This is a genomic window from Tepidamorphus sp. 3E244 (genome assembly GCF_046159835.1).
Lineage (GTDB): Bacteria > Pseudomonadota > Alphaproteobacteria > Rhizobiales > Tepidamorphaceae > JACKJK01.
Genome location: NZ_JBJXCY010000002.1, coordinates 1,218,452 through 1,241,783 on the forward strand (window position 1 = coordinate 1,218,452; position 23,332 = coordinate 1,241,783).

Genomic DNA, 23,332 nt, shown 5'->3' on the forward strand with positions numbered 1-23,332 from the left:
TCACCCTCGAGCGAAAGCCGTCCGTTGAGCCAACCACCGAGAAAGCCCGCTGGAAGACCGCCTGCCGGCAAGCGCCCGAACAATCCAAAGCCGGCGCGCAAGGGCGAGGACACGCGCCCGGCGCGCACGCACAAGGCCCATCACGGCCTCGTGCCCCGGCGCATCGCGGCCGACATCGTCGACGGCGTGCTGTTCCATGGCCGGCCCTTCGACGCGACGCTCGATGAAGAAGGGATCGCGGCCGATTTCAAGCGGCTGACTGGCCGTGACCGCGCACTGACCACGATGATCAGTCAGACGGCCCTGCGGCAGCTGGGTTTCCTGCGCGACGTGGTCTCGGCGAGGCTCCAGAAGCCGCTGCCGAAGCGCTCCGGCCGCACGTTGCCGATTCTGATCGTCGGCGCCGCGCAGATCCTGTTTCTCGATATTCCCGCCCACGCCGCAGTCGACATGGCGGTCCGGGACGCGGCTCAGGACCTCAACGCGCGGCATTTCCGCAATCTCGTCAACGCGATCCTGCGCGCCATCGCCCGCGAGGCCGATACCATTAAGGCGCGCGACGACAAGTCGGCCCTCAACACCCCGGACTGGCTCGCCGCGCGCTGGCGCGCCCACTATGGCGACGACGTCGCCACCGCCATCATGGCGAGCCACGGCGAGATTCCCCCGCTCGATTTTTGCGTCCCGGAAGACGCCGATGCCTGGGCCGAGAAGCTCGGCGGCAAGGCCATCACCCCGCGCACGGTTCGCCTGGGTCAGGCCGGGCGCATCGCCGGGCGTGAAGGTTTCGAGGAAGGCCGCTGGTGGGTGCAGGACGTTGCCGCGACGCTGCCGGTGCAGCTTCTCGGCGATGTCGCGGGACTTGAGGTCGCCGACCTCGCGGCAGCACCCGGCGGCAAGACCATGCAGCTTGCAGCCCTCGGCGCACGCGTTACCGCCGTGGACCGATCCGCTTCGCGCATGGCCCGGCTGTCGGAAAACCTCAAGCGCCTGAACCTGAAGGCCGAAACCGTCGTCGCCGATCTGCGCAAGTGGGACCCGCAGGCGAAATTCGACGCGATCCTGCTGGATGCGCCCTGTTCCGCAACCGGAACGATCCGCCGTCACCCGGATATCCCGTGGCTGCGCGGGCCGGAAGACTTCGCACCAATGGCTGCGCTTCAGACCGAGTTGCTCACGCGAGCCGCCGCGTGGCTCAAGCCCGGCGGCAAGCTCGTCTTTGCCACCTGCTCGCTGGAGCGCGAGGAAGGCGAAGGCGCTGTCGCGGCTGCCCTTGCTGCCGGGGCCAGGCTCAAGGTCGACATGCTCGACGCAAGCGAAGTCTCGCAAGTGCCCGGCGCGTTGACCGCCGACGGCTTCCTGCGCACCCGCCCCGACATGGCCGTCAAGGCGCCCGATGGATCGCTAAATCCCGGTCTGGACGGGTTTTTTGCCGCGCGCCTGATAAGCGATTGAATTGCTTTCACGTCCGCACAATGCGATTCCTTAAGGAGAAGGGGTGCGGGGGCACCCGAATGTCCGCGTGTAATTCGGGAGGGCGTATCCGTTGGCGGGACCCAGGCGGCGACAGGTCCTCCCGGAGGGCGTGCCGGTGAATGGTTTTGCGGGGCTGGTGGCAGCCGCGCTACGCCATGACATCTGGCGGGCGCGTGGCGTGCTGCGCCGCCTCACCCTGCACCTGCCCGCCTCCAAGAAGCCGCTGGCCCGGCTCCGCATCGCCCCGCCCGACATTCGCTACGCCGACCGCGCGACGGGTGACGACATCGCATCCGGCTATTTCCTGCTCGCCGGCAAGGCCGCGACGCTGCCTGCCAACGTCTCGCCCTTCAACCGTGAAGACGTCAATCCGGACTGGGAAACCGCGCTGCACGGCTTTGGATGGTTGCGCCACCTGCGCGCCGTGCAGGGCGAACTGGCCGATGCGCAGGCCGTGCGACTGATACGCCTCTGGCTCGACGACCAGACCCGACATGGCCCGGCGGCGTGGACGGTTGAGACCACTGCGCGCCGCGTCATCGCGTGGCTGAGCCATGCGCCGTTCCTGCTCGATGCCATGTCGCCGGAAGACAATGCCCGCTTCATGCGCAGCCTGTACTTGCAGGCCAGCCTGCTGAACTACAGCCGCCTGTCCGGCCCCGGCGGCCACCCCCGCCTGCTGGCCGCGATTGCCGTGGCCATGGTGCGCATCTGTCTTGGCGACAATTCGCCTGCCATCGACAAGGCGGGAAAGCGGCTGGGCCGCGAGATCGACAAGCAGATCTTTTCCGATGGCGGCCATGTCAGCCGTGACCCCAGCGTCGTCGTCGACCTGCTGCTGGACCTGCTGCCGCTGCGCCAGACCTACCTCGCGACCTCGTTCGAGCCGCCGCTGCAACTGATGAACGCCATCGAGCGCATGATGCCGATGGTGCGCTTCTTCCGGCACCGTGACGGCACGCTGGCCCGCCTCAACGGCACCGGCGCAAGCTCCACCGCCGAGATCGCGACGCTGCTGGCGTATGACGACGCGCGCGGCGAACCGTTGCGCAGCGCGCCGCATTCGGGCTTCGAACGGCTGACCGGCCTCGGCGCGACCGTGATCTTCGACACCGGCAAGCCGCCCCCGCCCTGGCTTGCGGGCCGGGCGCATGCGGGTGCCGCCGCCTTCGAGATGTCGACCCATTCCGGGCACATGATCATCAATTGCGGCGCAAGCCGCAAAACCGCGTCCAACTGGGCACAGATCTGCCGCGTCACGGCTGCGCATTCGACCGTCACGGTCAACGAAACCTCCTGCGCCCGCTTCCTGCCCGAAGGCTGGCTCGCGCGCCGACTGGGTCGCGCTCTCGTGGACGGCCCGCGAAAGGTTCAGGCGGAGCGCCTCGACAGCAAGGCCTCGCAGGAACTCATTGCCCGGCACGATGGCTACGCGGCCCGCTTCGGCGTGCGCCATGAGCGTCGCCTGCTTCTCTCCGACGACGGCACGCGTCTCGATGGCGAAGACGCGCTGATGCTGGATGCAAGCGCCGAGGTGCCGCAGGGCGGCAACAGCTTCGCCGTGCGCTTCCATCTTCACCCCAGCGTGGAACTGACCACGGCGGAGGAAGGCGGATTGCAACTGCGGCTCGGCAACAAGGAAGTCTGGGGCGTCTATGCCGACGGGGCCAATGTGAGCCTTGAGGAAAGCGTCTTCGTCAACGGTCCCGAGGCACCGCGCAAGACGCGCCAGATCGTCCTGTCCGGGCGTTTCGGTGCCGACCACCGGGTCTACTGGTCGTTCATCCGCTCCGATCATCGCCCGTCCGAGACGCTACAGGCGGAGGAGGCCGAGGACACGTCGGAGAACGAGTCCGGCGCCGCCGATGAGCCATCGCCGACGGTTGAACAGCGCGAGCCCGACGCGCCCGCGACGCAGCCTCCACCCGAGCAACCCGCCGAAGAAACGGCGGAAACCGACACCCCGGACGCGGAACCCGCCCCGCGCAATCCAGGTGCGCCGCAGCCATGACCTTTTGACAGGGTGATTCTGCCCGTCACAATCGCTACAGGTGGGCCGGGCAAACGAACAACGCGGGCTGAATACGCGATGACTGACACGATCAAGATCCGGCGGGCGCTTCTGTCTGTCTCCGACAAGCAGGACCTCGAAACATTTGCATCAGGCCTTTCCGGCCACGGCGCGGAGCTGGTGTCCACCGGCGGCACGGCGCGCGCCATCAAGGACGCGGGCCTGCCCGTGCGCGACGTCGCCGACCTGACCGGCTTCCCGGAGATGATGGATGGCCGGGTCAAGACGCTGCATCCCGGTGTGCATGGCGGCATCCTCGCTGACCGCAACAAGCCCGCCCACATGGAGGCGATGGAAAAGGCCGGCATCGGCGCCATCGACCTCGTCTGCGTCAATCTCTACCCGTTCGAGCGAACGGTCGCGGGCGGTGCCGACTACGCGACCGCGATCGAGAACATTGATATCGGCGGCCCGGCCATGATCCGCGCGGCTGCGAAGAACCATTCCGGCGTCGTCATCGTGGTCGACCCGCAGGACTACGCGGCGATCCTCGAGGAGCTGGGCGAGAAGGGCGGCGTCAGTGCCGAGACTGCCCGCTGCCTCGCCCACAAGGCCTTCGCCCGCACCGCTGCCTATGACGCGGCGATTTCCAACTGGTTCGCAGCCTACCGTGAGGACGAGACGCCGGACTTCCGCGCGCTCGGCGGCGCGCGTGCCCAGAGCCTGCGCTATGGCGAGAACCCGCATCAGGCAGCGGCCTTCTATCGCGCCGGCCTGGCGCGCGAGGGCGTCTCCACCGCCCGCCAGCTGCAGGGCAAGGAACTGTCCTACAACAACATCAACGACACCGATGCGGCCTTCGAGCTTGTCGCCGAGTTCGACCCGGCAGAGCGCGCAGCGGTTGCCATCATCAAGCACGCCAACCCCTGCGGTGTCGCGGTCGGGGACGATCTCGTCTCCGCCTACCGTGCGGCCTATGACTGCGACCGCACCAGTGCCTTCGGCGGCATCGTCGCGCTGAACCGCCCGCTGGATGCCGATGCCGCCCGCGCCATCACCGAGATCTTCACCGAGGTCATCATCGCGCCCGGCGCGAGCGACGAGGCGGCGGCCATCGTCGCGGAAAAGAAGAACCTGCGCCTGCTCGTCACCGGCGGTCTGCCGGACCCCGCCGAACCGGGCCTTTCGCTGAAGACCGTGGCGGGCGGCTTCCTCTCGCAGGGCCGCGACAATGGCTGTATCGCTCCTGACCAGCTGCGCATCGTCACGAAACGCGAGCCCGACGCGCGCGAACTGGCCGACATGCTGTTTGCATGGCGCGTTGCCAAGCACGTGAAGTCGAACGCCATCGTCTATGCGCTGAACGGCGCGACGGCGGGCATCGGTGCCGGGCAGATGAGCCGGGTGGATTCATCGCGGATCGCCGCGCGCAAGGCGCTCGATGCCGCCGAGGCTGCTGGCTGGGACGGACCGTGCACGAAGGGCAGCGCGGTTGCCTCCGACGCGTTCTTCCCCTTTGCCGACGGTTTGCTGAGTGCGGTGGAAGCCGGCGCAACCGCCGTGATCCAGCCCGGCGGCTCCATGCGCGACGATGACGTGATTGCCGCGGCCAACGAGCACGGCCTTGCCATGGCCTTCACCGGCATGCGTCACTTCCGCCACTGAACCGATACCGACGAGGAGAGGCCACATGCTCATCACAACGACCAACACCATCGAAGGCCGCGCGATCAGCGAATATGGCGGCATCGTCACCGGCGAAGCCATTCTCGGCGCGAATATCTTCCGCGATTTCTTTGCTTCCATCCGCGACATCGTCGGCGGGCGTTCGGGCGCCTACGAGAAGGTGCTGAAGGAAGCCCGCGAAACGGCGCTTGAGGAAATGGCGGCGGAAGCTGCGGCGCGCGGCTGCAACGCGGTGATCGGCGTCGATCTCGACTACGAGACCGTCGGCACCGACGGCGGCGGAATGCTGATGGTGTCCGCCAGCGGTACGGCGGTGAAGATCGCCGGCTGACGGCTATCGAACGCCCGCAAGCTTGCGCGACGCCGGATAAGGCGTCGTCGCGAGCAGCGCGATGCCGACCGTGAAAAAGATCAGGATCATGGCCATGCCGAGCCGCGTCGATCCGCTGAGCGCGGTCACGGTCGCGACGAGGAATGGCGCGAGAAACGACGTCGCGCGGCCAGCCAGCGCGTAGAGCCCGAAATAGCGACCGGCCTCGTGCGGCTCGACGCTGCGCGCGAGATAGGCGCGCGAGGACGCCTGCACCGGCCCGAAGGCGATGCCGATCAGCAGCCCGAAGACGATGAAGAGCTTCTCCGCCGCCGTGCCGTAGAGTCCCCCGGCATCTGCCGGGGACAGCGCCACCAGACCGAATGCCGCGAAATCCGTGCCCGTCGAGACGATGCCAAGCGCGGCGACGATCAGGATCGCCAGCGCCAGCATCACGACGGTCTTTGAGCCAGCCCGGTCATCCAGCGGCCCGGCTGCAAGATTGCCGATGATCGCCGTGACGTTGAGAATGATCCCGTAAAGCCCGATCTCGATGGTCTGCCAGCCGAACATCGCGGCGGCAAACGTGCCGCCGAGCAGCAGCAGCGCCGTCAGCCCGTCCTGGTAGATCATCCGCGCGACGAGAAACCGCAGCAGCCCGCGCCTCTGGCGCAACTCGCGCAAGGTGGCGGCGAGGTCCAACAAGCCAGCAGTAACCGCCTGCCCGATGGGCTTCTTCGGCGCGGCATCCGGCGTGAACAGCAGCAGCGGCAGCAGGAAGACGGCATACCACACAGCCGCCAGCGGCCCGGCGATGCGCGCACCCTCATGCTGGGCCGGGTCCAGCCCGAACAGTGGCTCTATCCCCAGCAGCGTCAGCCCCGTTTCCGGGGAGCCTGCGAGAAAGCCCAGCACGCAGATCAGCGCCAGCATGCCGCCGAGATAGCCAAGCCCCCAGGCGAGGTTCGAGATGCGGCCCATGCGTTCGGCCGTGAACAGGCGGGGCATCATGGAATCATTGAAGACGATCGAAAATTCCGCCGCGATCGTCGCGACGGAAAAGCACAGCAGCGGCCACATGGCGGCGCTGCCCGGCTCCGCCCACCACAGCGCGACGAGCGCCGGCAGTTTCAGCGCGGCGAATGCCAGCAACCATGGCTTTCGCGCGCCAGCCGCATCCGCCACCGATCCCAGAATCGGCGACATGATCGCGATGACGAGGCCTGCCGCCGCTGCCGCATAGCCCCACATCGCCTGGCCCGAAACCGGGTCGGCGGCAACATGCGCGACGAAATACGGCCCGAAGACAAAGGTCGTGACGATTGTGAAGAAGGGTTGCGCCGCCCAGTCGAACAGCATCCACCCGGCGACCGCGCGCCGCGTTCCCGCAACCGGCGCTGGCGCGGGCCCCGCGTCCGTCACCGGGTGCAACCCGGAGCGTCAGTCGCGGGCAAGATCGGAGAACAGCCCGGCAGCCACAGCCACCTTGGCAACCGTCAGGTCCGACTGGACGAGATCGCGCAGCGATTCCTGCGTCCGCGTCACCAGTGCCTCGTTCTCCCCGCGCCACGCATCGATGGCTGCCTTGCCCTTCTTGCCGCCGGAGACGAGCCGCGATGTCAGGCGGCGCTGCGCAATCGAAATCGCGTCGATGGCGCGGCTGAGCGCGATCCTCTCGTAGTAGTCGTCGAGCTTCATGCCCTGCGACTGGCTGATGAGCGGTCCGATGCTGAAGATCTGGCCAATGGCGTAGAAGGCCTCGGCAGCCGACTTCAGGTCGGTTTTCGTTTCGTCTGCGACACGAATGATGTCGGGCGCGCGGGACAGGAACATCAGCCCCGCAAGCTGCGCGGCCAGGTCATCCGGCACGTCACACTTTTCGAGGTTCCTGCGGCGGCGCTCCACCATGCCGGCGAAGTCCTCCGGCAGGATCTTCGCTAGCGACTTGCCGATGGTGGTGATGCCCTTCTGGTAGTGGGCCACCTTGTCGGCCAGTCCGCCGGTCGTGTCCTCATTGCGCAGGTACCAGACGACGCTGCCGATCAGCAGGTCTTCGACCTGGGCATAGAGGTCGAGCTGCAGCGAACCCGAAATCTTGCTGTCCAGCGCGTCGATGGCGGTGTTCATCTCGGTCATGCGGAACCCGTCGCGCGCCAGCGCGAAGGCCCCGGATATCTCGTCGACATTCGCACCCGTCTCGTCACGCACGATGGCGAGGAAGGTCGGCCCGCCCCGGTTTATCATGGAGTTGGAGAGCATCGTCGCGATGATCTCGCGCCGCAGCCTGTGGTTGGCGATGGCGTCCGGGTAGGTCTTGGCGAGCTTGTCGGGAAAATAGCGGCCGAGTTCGCGACCCAGATACGGATCGTCGGGGATCGTGCTCTGCAGCAGCGATTCGTAGAGATCGATCTTGGCGTAGGCGAGCAGCACCGCATTTTCCGGCCGGGTCAGGCCAAAATGGCGTTCGGACAGCTCGGAAATCTGCGAATCGCTCGGCAGGTCCTCCACCTCGCGGTCGAGCTTGCCGCGTTCCTCCAGGTTGCGCATCAGTCGCTGCGCGAAGCCGAGATTTTCCGGCGCGCGCCGCTCGGCCAGCGAAAGCGCCAGCGTCTGCAGGTAGTTGTTGCGCAGGCACAGCGCGGCCACCGCTTCCGTCATGGATGCCAGGAACTTGTTGCGTTCCGGCGTCGTCAGGTCGCCGGCCCGCACCACCTGGCCCAGCGCGATCTTGATGTTCACTTCAAGGTCCGAGGAGTTCACGCCGGCGGAATTGTCGATGGCATCGGAATTGACGTGCCCGCCATCGCGCGCGAACGCGATGCGGGCTGGCTGCGTCATGCCGAGATTGGCACCTTCGCCGACGACCTTCACGCGCATGTCGTCGCTGGTGATGCGGATGGCGTCGTTGGCCCGGTCGCCGACTTCCTCGTCCGTCTCGAATGGCGCACGCACATAGGTGCCGATGCCGCCGAACCACAGAAGGTCGGCTTCGGCTGCAAGGATCGCCTTCATCACTTCCGCCGGTGTCGCCGTCTTCCCGGTCAGGCCGAGAAGGTCCTTCATTTCCGGTGATAGCGGGATCGCCTTGTCGGCGCGCGAGAACACGCCGCCACCCTTTGAGATCAGCTTCTCGTCGTAGTTCTTCCAGCTCGAACGCGGCAGCTCGAACAGCCGCTTGCGTTCCTCGAATGTCCTGGCCGGGTCCGGGTCCGGATCGATGAAGATGTCGCGGTGATCGAAGGCTGCCAGCAGGCGTATCTGGTCCGACAGCAGCATGCCGTTGCCGAACACGTCGCCCGACATGTCGCCGACGCCGACCACGGTGAAGGGCTGCGACTGGATGTCGATATCCATCTCGCGGAAGTGACGCTTCACCGCTTCCCACGCACCGCGCGCGGTGATGCCCATCTTCTTGTGGTCGTAGCCCGCCGAGCCGCCGGAGGCGAAAGCGTCGTCGAGCCAGAAATCGTGGTTTTCGGAGATCTCGTTGGCGATGTCGGAGAAGGTCGCCGTGCCCTTGTCGGCAGCAACGACGAGATAGGGGTCGTCGCCATCGTGGCGCACGACCTGCTGCGGCGGAATGACCTCGTCACCCTTGATGTTGTCGGTGATGTCCAGCAGCGAACCGATGAACATCTTGTAGCAGGCAATGCCCTCGGCCAACATCGTGTCGCGGTCAGGCGCGATCGGCATCTGCTTGGGCACAAAACCGCCCTTGGAGCCGACAGGCACGATCACCGCGTTCTTCACCTGCTGCGCCTTGACGAGACCCAGCACCTCGGTGCGGAAATCCTGCGGACGGTCGGACCAGCGCAGGCCGCCGCGCGCGATCTCGCCAAAGCGCAGGTGCACGCCCTCGACCCGCGGCGAGTAGACGAAAATTTCGCGGAAGGGCTTCGGCTCCGGCATTTCCTCCACGTTGCGGCTGGCGATCTTGAAGGCGATTGTCTGCGGCGTGGAGCCGTGCAGGTCGGTCTGGAAATAGTTCGTGCGCAGCATCGAGCGGACGATGTTGGCGAAGCGCCGAACGATCCGGTCGTCGTCGAGGCTGGGCACGGCTTCCAGCGCCGTCTCGATCCGGCCCATGACGTCGCTCGTAGCCTTCTCGCGTGCCTTGCCGGTCTCGATGCCAAGCTTGCTGTCGATGGCAAAGCGCGCGTGAAACAGCGCGACGATATCGCCGGCAATCGCCGCGTGCCGCAGCATCGCGTCCCACATGTAGTCCTGCGAATAGGCAATGCGCACCTGCCGCAGGTAACGGCTGATGGCACGCAGCATGGCAACGTCGCGCCAGCCGATGCCGGCGCGGATGACGAGCCCGTTGTAGCCGTCGTTTTCCGCCTGCCCCTGGATGATCGCGAGGAAGGCGTCGGTCAGCAGGCCGCCATGCTTGTCGAGGTCGACGTCCTCGCCATCGGCGCGGTCGATCAGCATGTCGTGCAGGTAGACCGGTTCGCCGTCCTCGCCGTTCATGCGCTCAAGCTCGAAGGACTGCTCCGAGATGACACGGAAGCCCATGTTCTCCAGCACCGGCACGCGCTCGGAAAGCGCGATGGGGCTGTCGAGATTGAACACCTTCAGCGTGATGCGGCAGGGCGGGCCTTCCGGCGAGGGCAGGAAGCGGATCGCCAGCGGCTGGCCCGGTGTCAGCCGTTCCAGCGTGACGATGTCATCGACGGCCTGCTCGGCCGAAAATGTCTCCTGGTAGGCGACGGGGAAGGCGGTGCCGTAGCGGTCCTGGAGGTCCTGGCTCTTCAGCGCTTCGTACTGGCCCGACAGCGCGTCGGTCAGCCCGTCGCGCCAAGAGCGCGCAATGCGCGCGACTTCGGCTTCCAGTTCGCTCTGGTCCGGTTCGGGCGTTTCGCCCTCGGTGCGCCCGATGATGTAGTGGACGCGCGCGAGCGTGCCTTCCGGGAAGGCCGGATAGTAGGCCGAAACGCGCCCGGCATAGACGCGCGCGAGATACTCGCCGACCTTGCGCCGCACCTCCGAATTGTACCGGTCGCGCGGCACGTAGACGATGACCGACACGAACCGGTCGAACTTGTCGGCGCGCGACAGCACGCGGATGCGCGGGCGCTCCGAGAGGTTGTGGATCGCGATGGCGAAGGATTTCAGCGTCTCGGCATCGATCTGGAACAGCTCGTCGCGCGGGAAGGAATCCAGCACGTTGAGCATGCCCTTGCCGGAATGGCTCTCGGGGTCGTAGCCCGCCTCCTCCATCACCTTGGCGGCCTTGCGCCGCAGGTAGGGGATCGAGGACACCGCCTTGTGGTAGGCGCTGGACGTGTAGAGGCCGATGATGCGCAGCTCGCCGTCCAGATTGCCCTCATCGTCAAACTGCTTCACGCCGATATAGTCGAGATAGACGCGGCGGTGGACGGTGGACTTCACGTTCGCCTTGGTGACGATCAGCGGCACCGGCTGGTTCAGGAAGGCGCGGATTTCCGGCGTATAGGTCACGAATTCGCGCCCGCGCCGCAGCACCTTCACGTCCGGGTCGCGCAGCAGGCCAAGGCCCGCGGCCGTGCCGCTGTCCACCTTCTCGGTGCGGGCCTTCTCGGTGCTGCCGCTGAAGTCGTAGCGGCGCATCCCGAGAAAGGTGAAGTTGTTGTCGCGCAGCCATTCCAGGAACTGCACGGCTTCCGCGATGTCCTCCACCGGGATCGGCGGCGGGTTCTCGCGATAGCGCTTCAGCGCCTCGTCGAGATGGGACAGCATCGGCCGCCAGTCGGCGACGCAGTGGCGCACGTCCTCGAAGATTTCGCGCAGCGCCTTGGTGAGATCCTTGCGCAGCAGGTCGGAATCGATCCGCGAGACATGAATCTGGATGTAGCTTTCGAGGTGTTCCTTGTCCTTGCCGGAGCTGCCACGCTTGCCGTGGACGTTCTTGACCTTGCCCTTGCCGTCGCGGTCGAGCGCCATGATCGGGTGCAGCACGAGCTGCACATCGAGACCGCGCTCGTTGAGTTCCGCCATCGCCGAATCGAGCAGAAAGGGCATGTTCTCGTTGACGATCTCGATGATCGTCACGTCGTCGAGCGCGCGGTTGCCCTCTTCCGTGTCCGGGTTGAAGACATGGACGATCGTGCTGCCGGGCTTGAATTCGTTGGCGTGGGCGAATGTCTCGCGCGCGACATCGACCAGTTCGTCCGCCGTGTAGGCTGACAGGTCCTCGAGCGGTGCACCGGAGAACAACGTGCGAGTGAAGCTTTCGAGCGCTTCGGCCTGCTTGCCCTTGCCACCAAGCTTGCCGACGACTTCGCCGATGAGCGCGTTCTTCCGCTCGACGTCACGATGCGGCATGTCATCCCCCTTCCAGGCACGTCCGGTCCGCTTTTCGCGGATTAGCCCGGTCACCGGCAAAATCGGCGAACCGGTTCGTTTTGTCGCTAGTCTTGCGCTCTTGGCCGGTGCTTGTCGAGATGTTCGGGATACACTTGCCGGACACGCAGGCGCATGGTCGTCTGGGTTCGGTACAACTGGATGACGGTCGCATCCGTTCCGACATGATTGCGAGAAAGCCATGACGAAATCCCCCATTGCGCTCGATCTGCAGGCAGAAGCGCCCCTGACAGAGCGGCAGGAAGCCTATTTCGCCAAATGCGAGGAAAAGCTCGGCATGGTGCCGAACGTGCTGAAGGCCTACGCCTTCTCGCCGGTGAAGCTGCAGGCCTTCGCCGACATGTATAACGACCTGATGCTGGGCGATTCCGGGCTGTCCAAGCTGGAGCGCGAGATGATCGCCGTCGTCGTCTCCTCCGCCAACCACTGCTACTACTGCCTCACGGCGCACGGCGCGGCAGTGCGGCAACTCTCCGGCGACCCGGAGCTTGGCGAGCTGATGGTGATGAACTGGCGCGCCGCCGATCTCGACGCGCGCCAGACCGCGATGCTGGAATTCGCCTGGAAGCTGACGCGCGAGCCGGACGCCATTATCGAGGCAGACCGGCAGGCCCTGCGCGATGCCGGCTTCTCCGACCGTGACATCTGGGACATCGCCTCGGTGATCGGCTTCTTCAACATGTCGAACCGGGTGGCCGCTGCTTCCGACATGCGTCCCAACGACGAATATCACGCCATGGCGCGGTAGCTTGTCGGGTCAGGCCTTCTTGCCAGCAGCGCGAAAGATGTCGTCGAGCGTTGAAAACGCCGCCGCTTCGCGCGCGAAGGTGAACGTGCCTTGCCAGAGAATCTCGTTCGCCGCGTCCATCAACCGGCCGTAGACCAGACGCGCAAACGCCGATCCGACGCTGACCCGGCTGACACCGGCCTCGGCCAGGTCCTGCACGCCGAAGACCACGCCGGGCATGCCCATCACCACGTTCACCGGGCAGGACACTGCCGAACACACCGTCCGGATGGTTTCGAGATCCCGCAGGCCCGGCGCATAGACCACGCCGGCGCCGGCAGCCTCGAAGGCCTGCAACCGGCGGATCGTGTCGTCGAGGTCATCGCGCCCCCACAGGAGATTCTCGCTGCGCGCCGTGAACACGAAGTCCCGGTCGAGCGCACGCTCTGCCTCCACCGCGGCCTGTACGCGCTCCACCGCGAGTTCGAACGGGTAGATCGGATCGTCCGGATCGCCGGTGTGATCTTCCAGCGAGCAGCCGGCCAGTCCCGTCGCCGCCGCGGCGATGATGGTTTCGGCGGCAGCCTCCGGGCTGTCACCGAAGCCTTTTTCCATGTCGGCGGAAACCGGGATATTCACCGCCGAGACAAGGTCACGGCAATGGGAGAGGACGGCATCGCGGCCGACAGACCCTTCCGGCAAGCCGAGCGAAAAGGCCAGCCCCGCACTGGTCGTCGCCAGCGCCTTGAAGCCCATTGATTCAAGGATGCGCGCCGACCCGATGTCCCACGGATTGGGAATGACGAATGCGCCGGGCTGTTCGTGCAGCTCACGAAATGTCGGTTCAACTGTCGCCTGTCCGTCCACCGACATCTCTCCCATTCAAAGAACAAAGAGAGAACCTGCCGGAACGGCGGCCTGCGGTCAACCTTGCGCAGCCCGCGCCGCTTGAATCGCGTTCCAGACAGCCATCGGCGTTGCCGGCATGTCGATATGGGTGATGCCGTATTCCCGGTGCAGCGCGTCGACCACCGCGTTGATGACAGACGGCGACGCGCCGATGGCCCCCGCCTCCCCCGCGCCCTTCAGCCCCAGCGGGTTGGTCTTGCAGGGCACGTTGCGGGTGTCGAACACGATGTCGCAGAGGTCGTCGGCGCGCGGCAGGCAATAATCCTGCAACGAAGCCGTGATGAGCTGGCCGCTCTCGTCGTAGACCGTGCGCTCCAGCAGCGCCTGGCCCATGCCCTGCGCGATGCCGCCGTGGATCTGCCCTTCCAGCATCATCGGGTTCACCACGTCCCCGAAATCGTCCAGCACGGTATATTTGACGATCTCGGTCACGCCGGTTTCCGGGTCGACCTCGACTTCCACCACGTGCATCCCATTGGGAAAGGTCGGCGCTTCCGGGGTACGGCCCTCGGTCAGGTCCAGCGGTTCGGGCGCGGCCTTGGCGATGTCACCGAAGGACACCGACTGGTCCGTGCCGACAACCCGCGCCCCGTTTTCAAACAGCTCGACGTCCGCTGCGTCGGCTTCGAGCTTTTCCGACGCAATCTTGCGGATCTGCTCGGCCAGCTTGTCGCCGCCGGCCTTCACCGCCGTGCCGCCGACGGGGATCGAACGCGACCCGCCGGTGCCCGCGCCAAACTTCACCTCGTCCGTATCGCCCTGGATGACGCGCACCGCGTCTGGGGAAATGCCGAGCGCCTGCGAGGCCAGCTGCGCATAGGCCGTGTGGTGGCCCTGCCCGTTGGACTGGGTGCCGATGCGGATGGTGAGGACGCCGTCCTCGCCAAGGGTCAGGCGCGCGCGTTCCTCGCCGCCGCCCGAGCACGCCTCGATGTAGAGCGCGTGCCCGATGCCGCGCAGCTTGCCGCGCTTCTTGGCCTCGCGCAGCCGGGCGCGGAAGCCATTCACGTCGGCCATCTCGAAAGCCTTGTCATGCAGCGCCTTGAACTCGCCGCTGTCGTAGACGCGGCCGATCTTGGTGTCGTGCGGCATTGCGGAGGGGGGAATGTAGTTGCGCTTGCGCAAGGTTGCCGGGTCCAGCCCCATGTCCCGCGCCGCCTTGTCGATCAGGCGCTCGATCAGGTAGGCGGCTTCCGGGCGGCCCGCGCCGCGATACGCATCGCAGGGCACGCAGTTGGTGTAGACGCCGCGCACCCGAAGTCCGATGTTGGGGATCCGGTAGACGCCGGAAATCATCGCCGAGCCATTGGTCGGCACGAAGGCGCCAAGCTGCGAGATGTATCCGCCGATATTGGCGAGCGTGTCGACATCGAGCGCGACGATGCGACCCTTCTCGTCAAAGCCCATACGCGCCTTCGAAATGTGGTCGCGGCCATGATAATCGGCGAGGAAATGGTCGCTGCGGTCAGCGATCCAGGCAACCTTGCGGCCGGTCTTTTCCGCCGCGATCAGCACCAGCGAATACTCCCGGTAGCAGAAATACTTCGTGCCGAACCCGCCGCCCACGTCCGGCGTGATAATGCGGAAACGCTCCTTCGGCAGGTCGAAGATGACCCCCGCGATCACGTTCAGCAGCAGGTGGACGCCCTGCGAACTGGCCTCCAGCACGTAGCGCCCGGTGTCTTCCTCTATGGAACCGATGGCGCCGCGCGTCTCCATGAAGTTGGTGACGACGCGGTTGTTCACCAGTTCGATTTCTGCAACCTGCGCCGCGCCGTCGAGGGCTTGTGCCGCGCCTTCGCGGTCGCCGCTGTGGAAGTCGAACGCGATATTGCCGGGCGCATGGTCGTGGATGACCGGCGCACCGTCCGCCGTGGCAGAAGGCATGTTGGCGGCGACGTCCAGCGCCTTGTAGTCGACGAACAGCGCTTCCGCGCCGTCGCGCGCCTGCGCCTCGGTTTCCGCAACGACCACCGCGACCGTGTCGCCGACGAAACGCACCCGACTTTCGGGCAGCACCCGGAACTCGGGGATCGTGATCGGCGAGCCGTCGTGGTTGGCCGGCGCGTTGATGCTCGGCATCGGATTGAGGTGGGCCGTATCCTGCGCCGTCAGCACCGCCAGCACGCCGGGCATTCCGCGCACCTCGTCGGCGTTGTGGATGGTGAAGTCCGCATGGGCATGTTGCGAGCGCACCATCACGGCACGCGCGGCATCTGCCGGGACCGTGTCGGCGAGATAGCGTCCGTGTCCGGTGATGAAGGCGGGGTCTTCCTTGCGGCGCATCGGCCTGCCGATGCCGAACTTCATGTGCTGCGTCATTGAGGGCCTTGAGGAACGAGGGATAGGTCGCGCCAAAATGCCCCCCGTTACCGGGGCAACGCAAGTCATGCGGCCAAGGCGGCGCTGCATGGCTGTTGCGCACGACGACCCGCCGAACATGTGGCGGTCGTCATTCGTCCGGCGGACAGCGTCGATACTGAAGAATATTCAAGAGAGAATGGAGCGGGCGATGAGATTCGAACTCACGACCCCAACCTTGGCAAGGTTGTGCTCTACCCCTGAGCTACGCCCGCGTCCGTAGCGCCGGGATATCGGGTAAGTCAGCACGAATTGCGGCTGCGCCCGGCGCGAAGGTTGCCTATATGGCGCAACGCATTTCGGAATGCAACAACCTTTCTCCATCGTCGGCTCAAAGCTTGCCCGCATGTGTGCGCATGGCTAGAACGCGCCCACATTCCGCTTGAAGCCTCAGATGGACCGCGCGCACCATGTCCGAAACGCCTGAAGATCCCGCAGCCGGCCTGCCGACCTCGCCCGATGCCCTGTTCCAGCGGCTCCAAGGCCTTGGCATTTCAGTCAGCACTGTGAGCCATGCCCCGCTCTATACCGTGGAGGATTCCCAAAAGCTGCGCGGCGAGATAGACGGCGGCCACATCAAGAACCTCGTGGTGAAGGACAAGAAGGGCAACGTCTTCCTCGTCGTCGCCGAGGAAGAGGCGCAGATCGACCTCAAGACCATTCACACCCGCGTCGGCGGGTCGGGCCGCGTCTCCTTCGTGAAGCCGGACCTGCTGATGGCGCTTCTCGGCGTGCGTCCGGGCTCGGTCAGCCCGTTCGGGCTGGTCAATGACGGCGAAGCCCGCGTGTCCTGCATCCTTGACGAAAGCCTGATGCGCCACGACATCGTGAACTGTCATCCGCTGGTGAACACGATGACGACCACCATTGCCCGCGACGACCTGCTGACCTTTATCCGTGACACCGGCCACGAGCCGCAGATCGTCCCGGTTAGCGGCGACATATGAGCGCGCAACCCGCCCGGACCCTTTGATTCCGCGCCGCGAGACGCCATCTGTGCCTTGAAACGTGTTAGATGTTGGCTGCGGGGCAGCTCCTCCGGCATCCGTGCCGGCGGTCCCGGCAACACGAGCCTGAAAGCGCAAGACAGAATGAACCTGAATGACGGACTGATCGGATCGGCCCCTTCCGCCCCCGGCGGCGACGATCTCATCAAGGATACGACGACCGATACCTTCATGCGCGACGTGGTCGAGGCCTCCGCGCAGGTGCCCGTGCTCGTGGATTTCTGGGCGCCGTGGTGCGGGCCCTGCAAAAGCCTGACGCCAGCGCTGGAATCCGCCGTTCGTGCGGCCAAGGGCGCCGTGAAGCTCGTGAAGATGAACATCGAAGAGCATCCCCAGATCGCCGGCCAGATGGGCGTGCAGTCGATCCCCGCCGTCTTCGCCTTCAAGCAGGGCAAGCCGGTCGACGGGTTCATGGGTGCGCTGCCCGAAGGCCAGATCAAGGAATTCATCGGCCGTCTGCTGGGCGAGGACGCGCCGGGCGCGGACCTGGCCGAGGTGATCGATGCAGCCGATACCGCGCTGGCCGAAGGCCGGGCCGAGGAAGCTGCCAGCGCCTACGCGACCGTTCTGCGCGAGGACCAGGCGAACTTGCCCGCCATCGCCGGTCTCGCCAAGTCGCTCGTCGCGATGGGAGACCTGACCCAGGCCCGCGAAGTGCTGAACCACGCGCCGCAGGGCACCGAGAACGATCCGGTAATCGCAGGCGCCGTTTCTGCCATCGAATTGGCCGAGCAGGCTGGCAATCTCGGCGATGCGGGCGAACTTGCCGCTCGCGTCGAGGCCGATCCGGCCGACTTCGAGGCCCGGTTCGACCTGGCAACCGCGCTTGCCGCGCGCGGCGACCGGGTCGGTGCCGTCGAGCAACTGATCGAGATCGTGCGCCGCAACCGCGAATGGAATGAGGATGGCGCGCGCAAGCAACTGCTGCAGTTCTTCGAGGCGTGGGGGCCGAAGGACGAAGCGACACAGGAAGGGCGGCGGCGCCTCGCCTCCGTCCTGTTTTCTTGAAAGAAACGGACACGTTCGAATGGCGATGAACCCCAGCTATACCGGCCCCAAGGACTTGCCGGAGGTGATCCCGGTATTTCCTCTGTCGGGTGCCCTGCTGCTGCCGCGCAGCGAGATACCGCTCAATATCTTCGAGCCGCGCTATCTCGCCATGGTGGAGCAGGCGCTGGCCGGAAACCGGCTCATCGGCATGGTTCAGCCCGAACCCGGTGAAGGCGGCGGCGCCCAGCCTGACCTCGCCCATGTCGGCTGCGTCGGGCGCATCACCGCATTCCAGGAAACCGGCGACGGGCGCGTGCTCGTCACGCTGACCGGCATCACGCGCTTCAATGTCGTTGAGGAAACCACCGCCGACACGCCGTTCCGTACCTGCCGGATCGACACCAAGCCCTTTGCCGCGGATTTCCTGATGCCCGGCGAGAACGAGGGCGTCGACCGCTCGCGCCTGATCGAGACGCTGGAAGCCTATCTGGAAGCCAACGACCTCGACGCGGACTGGGACGATATCGACGACATGCCGAGCGAATTGCTCGTCAACCTGCTGTCGATGATGAGCCCGTACGGCCCGCGCGAGAAGCAGGCGCTGCTGGAAGCACGCGACCTGCGCACCCGCTCGGAAATGCTGATTGCCATCACCGAGCGCGTGCTGATGGACGAACCCAACGGCGAAACGCTGCAATAGGACGCACACGATGACCTCAAGCGACGACACCGCACCGCGCCCCGCAGCCGGCTATATGGATCCCAAGCTGCTGGAAATCCTCGTCTGCCCCGTCACCAAGACGGTGCTGGAATACGACTCCGCAAAGCAGGAACTCATCAGCCGCGCCGCCAAGCTCGCCTATCCGATCCGCGACGGCATCCCGATCATGCTGCCGGGCGAGGCGCGCGCGCTCGAAGCTTGATCTGGTTTTCGCGGTAACGTCCTAGAGCGGCAGCCCCGTCACCAGTTTGGGCGGCGTGCCGGTGATGCCGGCCGCTTCGCGCAGCAGCCCGCGTTTCAGCGGTCCAGTGCGCTCCACCAGTCCCATGCCGATATCGCGGATCGCGCGCAGCGGCCCAAAATCCGGGCGGAACAGCCGGTTCAGCCCGTCGGTCGCCATCGCCATCTGGAACACGTCGAACCGCCGCCAGCGCTCGTAGCGGGTGAGCTGGGTGAGCGATCCCGGGTCCATCCCGAGGCGCACGGTGTCGACGATCGTTTCCGCCAGCGCCGCGACATCCTTCAGCCCAAGATTGAGGCCCTGTCCCGCAAGCGGGTGAACCTTGTGGGCCGCATCGCCCAGCAGCGCGATGCGCTGCGCTGCGAAACTGCGCGCCAGCATCAAGCCCAGCGGGAACCCGCCGCGCGGCCCGTCGAGTTCGAACTCGCCAAGCTCCGGCCCGGCACGCAGGCCAAGCTCGCCGAGGAAACTGAAATCGTCGAGATCGAGCAGGCGCCTGGCGCGCGGCGTTTCCTCGCTCCACACGACCGACGAGCGATTACCCGGAAGCGGCAGCAATGCGAATGGCCCGCCGGGCAGGAAATGCTGGAAGGCGCGGCCTTCATGGGGAAATTCATGGGCGACCGTGGTCACGATGCCGGTCTGCCCGTAGTCCCATTCCACGCACTTGATGCCGGCCATGTGGCGCAGCGGCGAGCCGACACCGTCGGCAGCCACCACGAGGCGCGCGCGGACCTGCTCGCCGGACGCGGTGTCCAGCGTCGCGCTCGCGCCAGTGGCATCGAACCCGGTGACGGTCGTGCCGCCGCCAATCGCGATGGCTGTTGCCTTCGCTGCCGAATGCAGCGCCTTGTGCAGCGCGCCCGCCGGCACGATCCAGGCCAGCGGCTCGTCGCTGTCTTCCTCGCCGCCAAGATTGAGCAATGAGGGGCGAACAGCATCGCGCAGCGGCGTATCGCTGATGACCATTTTCTCGGCCACGCCGCTTTGGCCGGCAACGTCGGCCCACACGCCAACGGCTTCCAGAACCCGGCGCGGCCCTTCAGCAATGGCCCAGCCGCGCGGATCATCGGAGGGTTCGCCCTGCCCGCGCTCAATCACCGTCACGTCGAGGTCGACGCCGGGCGCTGCCTTCAGTGCCAGTGCCAGTGCAAGGCCGGCAGGCCCTGCGCCCACGATGGCGACATCGTGGACATACGTTGCCGCGCCTTGCGCCGTGTTGGATGCCGTGCTTTCCATGCTCGCAACTTCGCGCCGAAGTCACCACTCTGCAAGCAGCCTTCCGCGCCTTGTCCTTGTCTCTTGCGGGCCCAGTCCCCGCGTCCTCTCATAGATATTGCTCGCCAGCGCCATGTCCACGCCAGATAAACCCGCGAACAAGTCCACGCCGATCGAGAAACTCGTCGCCAACCTCGAACTGGAGCAGATCGAGGTCAATCTGTTTCGCGGCGAATCGATCCCCACCGACTGGAAGCGCGTTTACGGCGGACAGGTGATCGCGCAGGCGCTGATGGCTGCCGCGCGGACGGTTGAAGGCCGGCCGGTGCATTCGCTGCACGCCTATTTCATCCTGCCCGGCGATACCGAAGCCCCCATCATCTATGACGTGGAACGCATCCGCGACGGCGGCAGCTTCACCACCCGCGTGGTGAAGGCGATCCAGCACGGTCGCGCCATTTTCTCCATGTCGGCCTCCTTCCATGCGCAGGAGCCGGGCGCCTTCGACCACCAGTTCCCGATGCCGGACGTGCCGATGCCGGAGGACCTGCCCTCTGAAGCCGAGATGAGGGAACAGCTGAGCGACAGCGCGCCGGAAGCCGTGCGCCGCTACTGGTCGCGCAAGCGCGCCATCGAGATGCGACCGACGTCCCTGTCCGACAGCCTGGATCGCACACCCTCGACGGAACCGCGCCACGTCTGGGTGAATGCCAGCGGCCGCCTGCCGGACGATCCGGTCTACCATCAGTGCTTGCTGGCCTATGCCTCCGACGCCTGGTTGCTGGATACATCGCTGGTGCCGCACGGACGATCCGTCTTCGATCCGCAGATCCAGGCCGCGAGCCTGGACCACGCCCTGTGGTTCCATCGTCCCTTCCGGGCCGACGAGTGGCTTCTCTATACGCAGGATTCGCCCTCGGCCATGGCCGCGCGCGGCTTCAACCGGGGCAGCATCTATTCCCGCGACGGGGTGCTTGTCGCTTCCGTTGCACAGGAAGGCCTGATCCGGCTGCGGAAGGACTGACCGTCTTTGCACAAAAAGTGTGCATCATTTCCTAACGAGGTCTTAATCGCACATTTTTCGTGCATGTGAGCGCTCCGGATATGGGTCGCTTGACGTATTGACCTCAAAACCCCTTTACAATCAAAAACTTAGGTGGACTCTGCGAGTCTGGCACGAGTCTTGATTCCCTGTTGGCCGGATACTCGTTCGCGCAGCTAGCCAAGTTTGGGCGGCGGGTCCGCAAACGAAGCAACATGTAACGGGGTGACTACATGAAAATCATCATGGCGATCATCAAGCCGTTCAAGCTCGATGAGGTTCGCGAGGCGCTGACTGCTATTGGCGTCGAAGGGCTGACCGTCACCGAGGTGAAGGGCTATGGCCGGCAAAAGGGGCACACGGAAATCTACCGTGGAACGGAGTACGCCGTCAGCTTCCTGCCGAAACTGAAAATCGAGGTCGCCGTGGACGCGAAACTCGCCGACCAGGTCGTCGAGACCATCGCGAAGTCCGCACGCACCGGCCAGATCGGCGACGGGAAGATCTTTGTCTACGGCATCGACCAGGTCGTGCGCATCCGCACGGGCGAGACCGATGCGGCTGCACTTTGACGCCGCAGCACAGATCAGGACGAGGTAACCAATCCATGAAATCCGAATTCTACAATCAGCGGCTCGGCCGCACCCTGCTCGGAGCAGGTCTCTTCACAGCCGCGCTTGCGCTTCCCGCGCTGGCGCAGGACACCGGCACCGATGCCGGTACCGCGACTGACGCAGCCAGCACGGCTGGCGCAGACATGGCCTACATCTTCAACACCCTGCTGTTCCTTATCGGCGGCTTCCTGGTGATGTGGATGGCGGCTGGCTTCGCCATGCTTGAAGCCGGCCTGGTGCGTTCCAAGAACGTCTCCATGCAGTGCCTCAAGAACATCGCGCTCTACTCCGTCGCCGGCATCATGTTCTGGGTGCTCGGCTACAACCTGATGTACAACGACGTCGCGGCCAGCGGCGGTTACTTCGGCATCCCCGGCCCCAAGGCCTTTGAGGATGTCGGCGGCTCCGACCTTGAGACCGGCTACTCCGCCGCCTCTGACTGGTTCTTCCAGATGGTCTTCGTCGCAGCGACCGCTTCCATCGTGTCCGGCACCGTTGCCGAGCGTGTGAAGCTGTGGCCGTTCCTCATCTTCACCGCTGTCCTGACCGGTATCTTCTACCCGATCACCGGTTCCTGGCAGTGGGGCGGCGGCTGGCTGTCCGAGATGGGCTTCTCCGACTTCGCCGGTTCCACCATCGTGCACTCGGTCGGTGGCTGGGCGGCATTGACGGGCGCCGTCATCATCGGTGCGCGCAAGGGCAAGTATGGCGCGGACGGTTCCGTCCACGTGATGCCCGGTTCGTCCATCCCGCTTGCAACCCTCGGCACGTTCATCCTGTGGCTCGGCTGGTTCGGCTTCAACGGTGCCTCCCAGCTCGCGATGGGCACCGCTGGTGACGTCACCGACATCTCGCGCATCTTCGCCAACACGAACCTCGCCGCTGCCGGCGGTGTCGTGGCCGCGGTCATCCTCACCCAGATCTTCTACAAGAAGGTCGACGTGACGATGGCGCTCAACGGTGCGCTGGCCGGTCTGGTCTCCATCACGGCCGAGCCGCTGGCTCCGTCTGCTGGTCTGGCCATCCTGATCGGTGCGGTTGGCGGCGTGATCGTCGTCTTCGCAGTGCCGCTTCTGGACAAGCTGAAGATCGATGACGTGGTCGGCGCGATTCCCGTCCACCTTCTCGCCGGCATCTGGGGCACCCTGGTCGTTCCGCTTTCCAACAGCGACGCCAGCATCGTGACCCAGTTCATCGGCGTCGTGGCCTACGGCGTGTTCACCGTCGTTGCGACGGGCATCCTCTGGTTCGTCCTGAAGATGGTCACCGGCGTCCGCGTCACCCCGGAAGAAGAAGCGATGGGACTCGACATGGCCGAAGTCGGCGTCGAGGCCTATCCGGAGTTCGGCACCGGCTCCCAGCGCATGTAAGGCGTTTCCTCCCCAAGCCGGCCCCGCCAGGGGCCGGCCGCACTCATCCACCCGGGCCTCGTGCCCGGGTTTTTTTGTTCTCCGGCTTCCAGCAGCGAGGTTAATCGCGGCTTAACCGCATTTGCCTAGGCTTGGTTGAATCGCGCGTGATCCTCTTCCGCTCCCGCGCTCCCGTTACTGCTGCCGGAGACTTGTCAGCCCCATGCGTGTGACGCGCCCGATCAACGACGCGCCCATCCTCGATCCAACGCCGTTTGGCGGCGACGAGACGGTTATCGACCGCTTTGCCGCCTGGGCGAAGTCG

At 65.6% G+C, this 23,332-nt stretch carries 17 protein-coding genes and 1 tRNA gene; 12 read left to right on the forward strand and 6 right to left on the reverse strand.

Annotation, left to right across the window (positions count from 1 at the left end; genetic code table 11):
- The first annotated feature begins 24 nt into the window (after positions 1 to 24).
- The 4 genes from ACKTEK_RS14545 (at position 25) to ACKTEK_RS14560 (ending at position 5,504) form a co-directional block, all read left to right on the forward strand.
- The gene (locus tag ACKTEK_RS14545; protein WP_409166010.1) at positions 25 to 1,455 is read left to right on the forward strand and encodes an RsmB/NOP family class I SAM-dependent RNA methyltransferase; all 1,431 of its coding nucleotides are present in this window, start codon (positions 25 to 27) and stop codon (positions 1,453 to 1,455) included.
- 136 nt (positions 1,456 to 1,591) lie between these two features.
- Positions 1,592 to 3,487, forward strand: a complete 1,896-nt coding sequence (locus tag ACKTEK_RS14550; RefSeq protein WP_409166011.1) for a heparinase II/III family protein — start codon at positions 1,592 to 1,594, stop codon at positions 3,485 to 3,487.
- Between the two features lie 78 nt (positions 3,488 to 3,565).
- Entirely contained in the window at positions 3,566 to 5,152 is a 1,587-nt protein-coding gene (gene purH / locus ACKTEK_RS14555; RefSeq protein WP_409166012.1) for a bifunctional phosphoribosylaminoimidazolecarboxamide formyltransferase/IMP cyclohydrolase, read from the forward strand.
- A gap of 25 nt (positions 5,153 to 5,177) precedes the next feature.
- Entirely contained in the window at positions 5,178 to 5,504 is a 327-nt protein-coding gene (locus tag ACKTEK_RS14560; protein WP_409166013.1) for a heavy metal-binding domain-containing protein, read from the forward strand.
- A 3-nt stretch (positions 5,505 to 5,507) separates the two neighbouring features.
- Here the strand turns inward: ACKTEK_RS14560 and ACKTEK_RS14565 are convergent, their stop codons facing one another.
- Complete coding sequence (locus tag ACKTEK_RS14565; RefSeq protein WP_409166170.1) at positions 5,508 to 6,842, reverse strand: MFS transporter; 1,335 nt, start codon at positions 6,840 to 6,842, stop codon at positions 5,508 to 5,510.
- 81 nt (positions 6,843 to 6,923) lie between these two features.
- Positions 6,924 to 11,789, reverse strand: coding sequence for an NAD-glutamate dehydrogenase (locus ACKTEK_RS14570; RefSeq protein WP_409166014.1), 4,866 nt, complete (start codon positions 11,787 to 11,789; stop codon positions 6,924 to 6,926).
- A gap of 220 nt (positions 11,790 to 12,009) precedes the next feature.
- Here ACKTEK_RS14570 and ACKTEK_RS14575 point away from each other — a divergent pair, with 220 nt between their 5' ends.
- Positions 12,010 to 12,576 carry a peroxidase-related enzyme gene (locus tag ACKTEK_RS14575; RefSeq protein ID WP_409166015.1) on the forward strand — a complete coding sequence of 189 codons (567 nt, stop codon included), beginning with the start codon at positions 12,010 to 12,012 and terminating at the stop codon, positions 12,574 to 12,576.
- A 9-nt stretch (positions 12,577 to 12,585) separates the two neighbouring features.
- On the opposite strand, the gene ACKTEK_RS14580 is transcribed toward ACKTEK_RS14575, so the two are convergent.
- The 3 genes from ACKTEK_RS14580 to ACKTEK_RS14590 form a co-directional block, all read right to left on the reverse strand.
- Positions 12,586 to 13,422, reverse strand: coding sequence for an oxaloacetate decarboxylase (locus ACKTEK_RS14580; RefSeq protein WP_409166016.1), 837 nt, complete (start codon positions 13,420 to 13,422; stop codon positions 12,586 to 12,588).
- 57 nt (positions 13,423 to 13,479) lie between these two features.
- Entirely contained in the window at positions 13,480 to 15,786 is a 2,307-nt protein-coding gene (locus tag ACKTEK_RS14585; RefSeq protein WP_409166017.1) for a xanthine dehydrogenase family protein molybdopterin-binding subunit, read from the reverse strand.
- Between the two features lie 179 nt (positions 15,787 to 15,965).
- Positions 15,966 to 16,040 (reverse strand) — tRNA-Gly (locus tag ACKTEK_RS14590).
- Positions 16,041 to 16,235: 195 nt separating this feature from the next.
- On the opposite strand from ACKTEK_RS14590, the gene ACKTEK_RS14595 reads away from it, so the two are divergent.
- The 4 genes from ACKTEK_RS14595 to ACKTEK_RS14610 all read left to right on the forward strand — a co-directional run bounded on the left by ACKTEK_RS14595 (position 16,236) and on the right by ACKTEK_RS14610 (position 18,745).
- A complete protein-coding gene (locus ACKTEK_RS14595) occupies positions 16,236 to 16,772 on the forward strand; it encodes a prolyl-tRNA synthetase associated domain-containing protein (protein WP_409166018.1) in 537 nt (178 codons plus the stop codon).
- 144 nt (positions 16,773 to 16,916) lie between these two features.
- Entirely contained in the window at positions 16,917 to 17,840 is a 924-nt protein-coding gene (gene trxA, locus ACKTEK_RS14600) for a thioredoxin (protein WP_409166019.1), read from the forward strand.
- A gap of 19 nt (positions 17,841 to 17,859) precedes the next feature.
- Positions 17,860 to 18,522 (forward strand): LON peptidase substrate-binding domain-containing protein, encoded by a 663-nt coding sequence (locus tag ACKTEK_RS14605; protein WP_409166020.1) that lies wholly within the window; start codon positions 17,860 to 17,862, stop codon positions 18,520 to 18,522.
- A gap of 10 nt (positions 18,523 to 18,532) precedes the next feature.
- The gene (locus ACKTEK_RS14610; protein ID WP_409166021.1) at positions 18,533 to 18,745 is read left to right on the forward strand and encodes a Trm112 family protein; all 213 of its coding nucleotides are present in this window, start codon (positions 18,533 to 18,535) and stop codon (positions 18,743 to 18,745) included.
- Between the two features lie 21 nt (positions 18,746 to 18,766).
- Here ACKTEK_RS14610 and ACKTEK_RS14615 read toward each other — a convergent pair whose 3' ends face one another.
- Positions 18,767 to 20,023 carry an FAD-dependent monooxygenase gene (locus ACKTEK_RS14615; RefSeq protein ID WP_409166022.1) on the reverse strand — a complete coding sequence of 419 codons (1,257 nt, stop codon included), beginning with the start codon at positions 20,021 to 20,023 and terminating at the stop codon, positions 18,767 to 18,769.
- A 112-nt stretch (positions 20,024 to 20,135) separates the two neighbouring features.
- Between ACKTEK_RS14615 and tesB the strand changes: the two genes are divergently transcribed.
- The 3 genes from tesB (at position 20,136) to ACKTEK_RS14630 (ending at position 23,028) form a co-directional block, all read left to right on the forward strand.
- Positions 20,136 to 21,026, forward strand: a complete 891-nt coding sequence (gene tesB / locus ACKTEK_RS14620; RefSeq protein WP_409166023.1) for an acyl-CoA thioesterase II — start codon at positions 20,136 to 20,138, stop codon at positions 21,024 to 21,026.
- Between the two features lie 251 nt (positions 21,027 to 21,277).
- Positions 21,278 to 21,616, forward strand: coding sequence for a P-II family nitrogen regulator (locus ACKTEK_RS14625; protein WP_409166024.1), 339 nt, complete (start codon positions 21,278 to 21,280; stop codon positions 21,614 to 21,616).
- A 35-nt stretch (positions 21,617 to 21,651) separates the two neighbouring features.
- Positions 21,652 to 23,028, forward strand: coding sequence for an ammonium transporter (locus ACKTEK_RS14630; RefSeq protein WP_409166025.1), 1,377 nt, complete (start codon positions 21,652 to 21,654; stop codon positions 23,026 to 23,028).
- Positions 23,029 to 23,332: the final 304 nt, after the last annotated feature.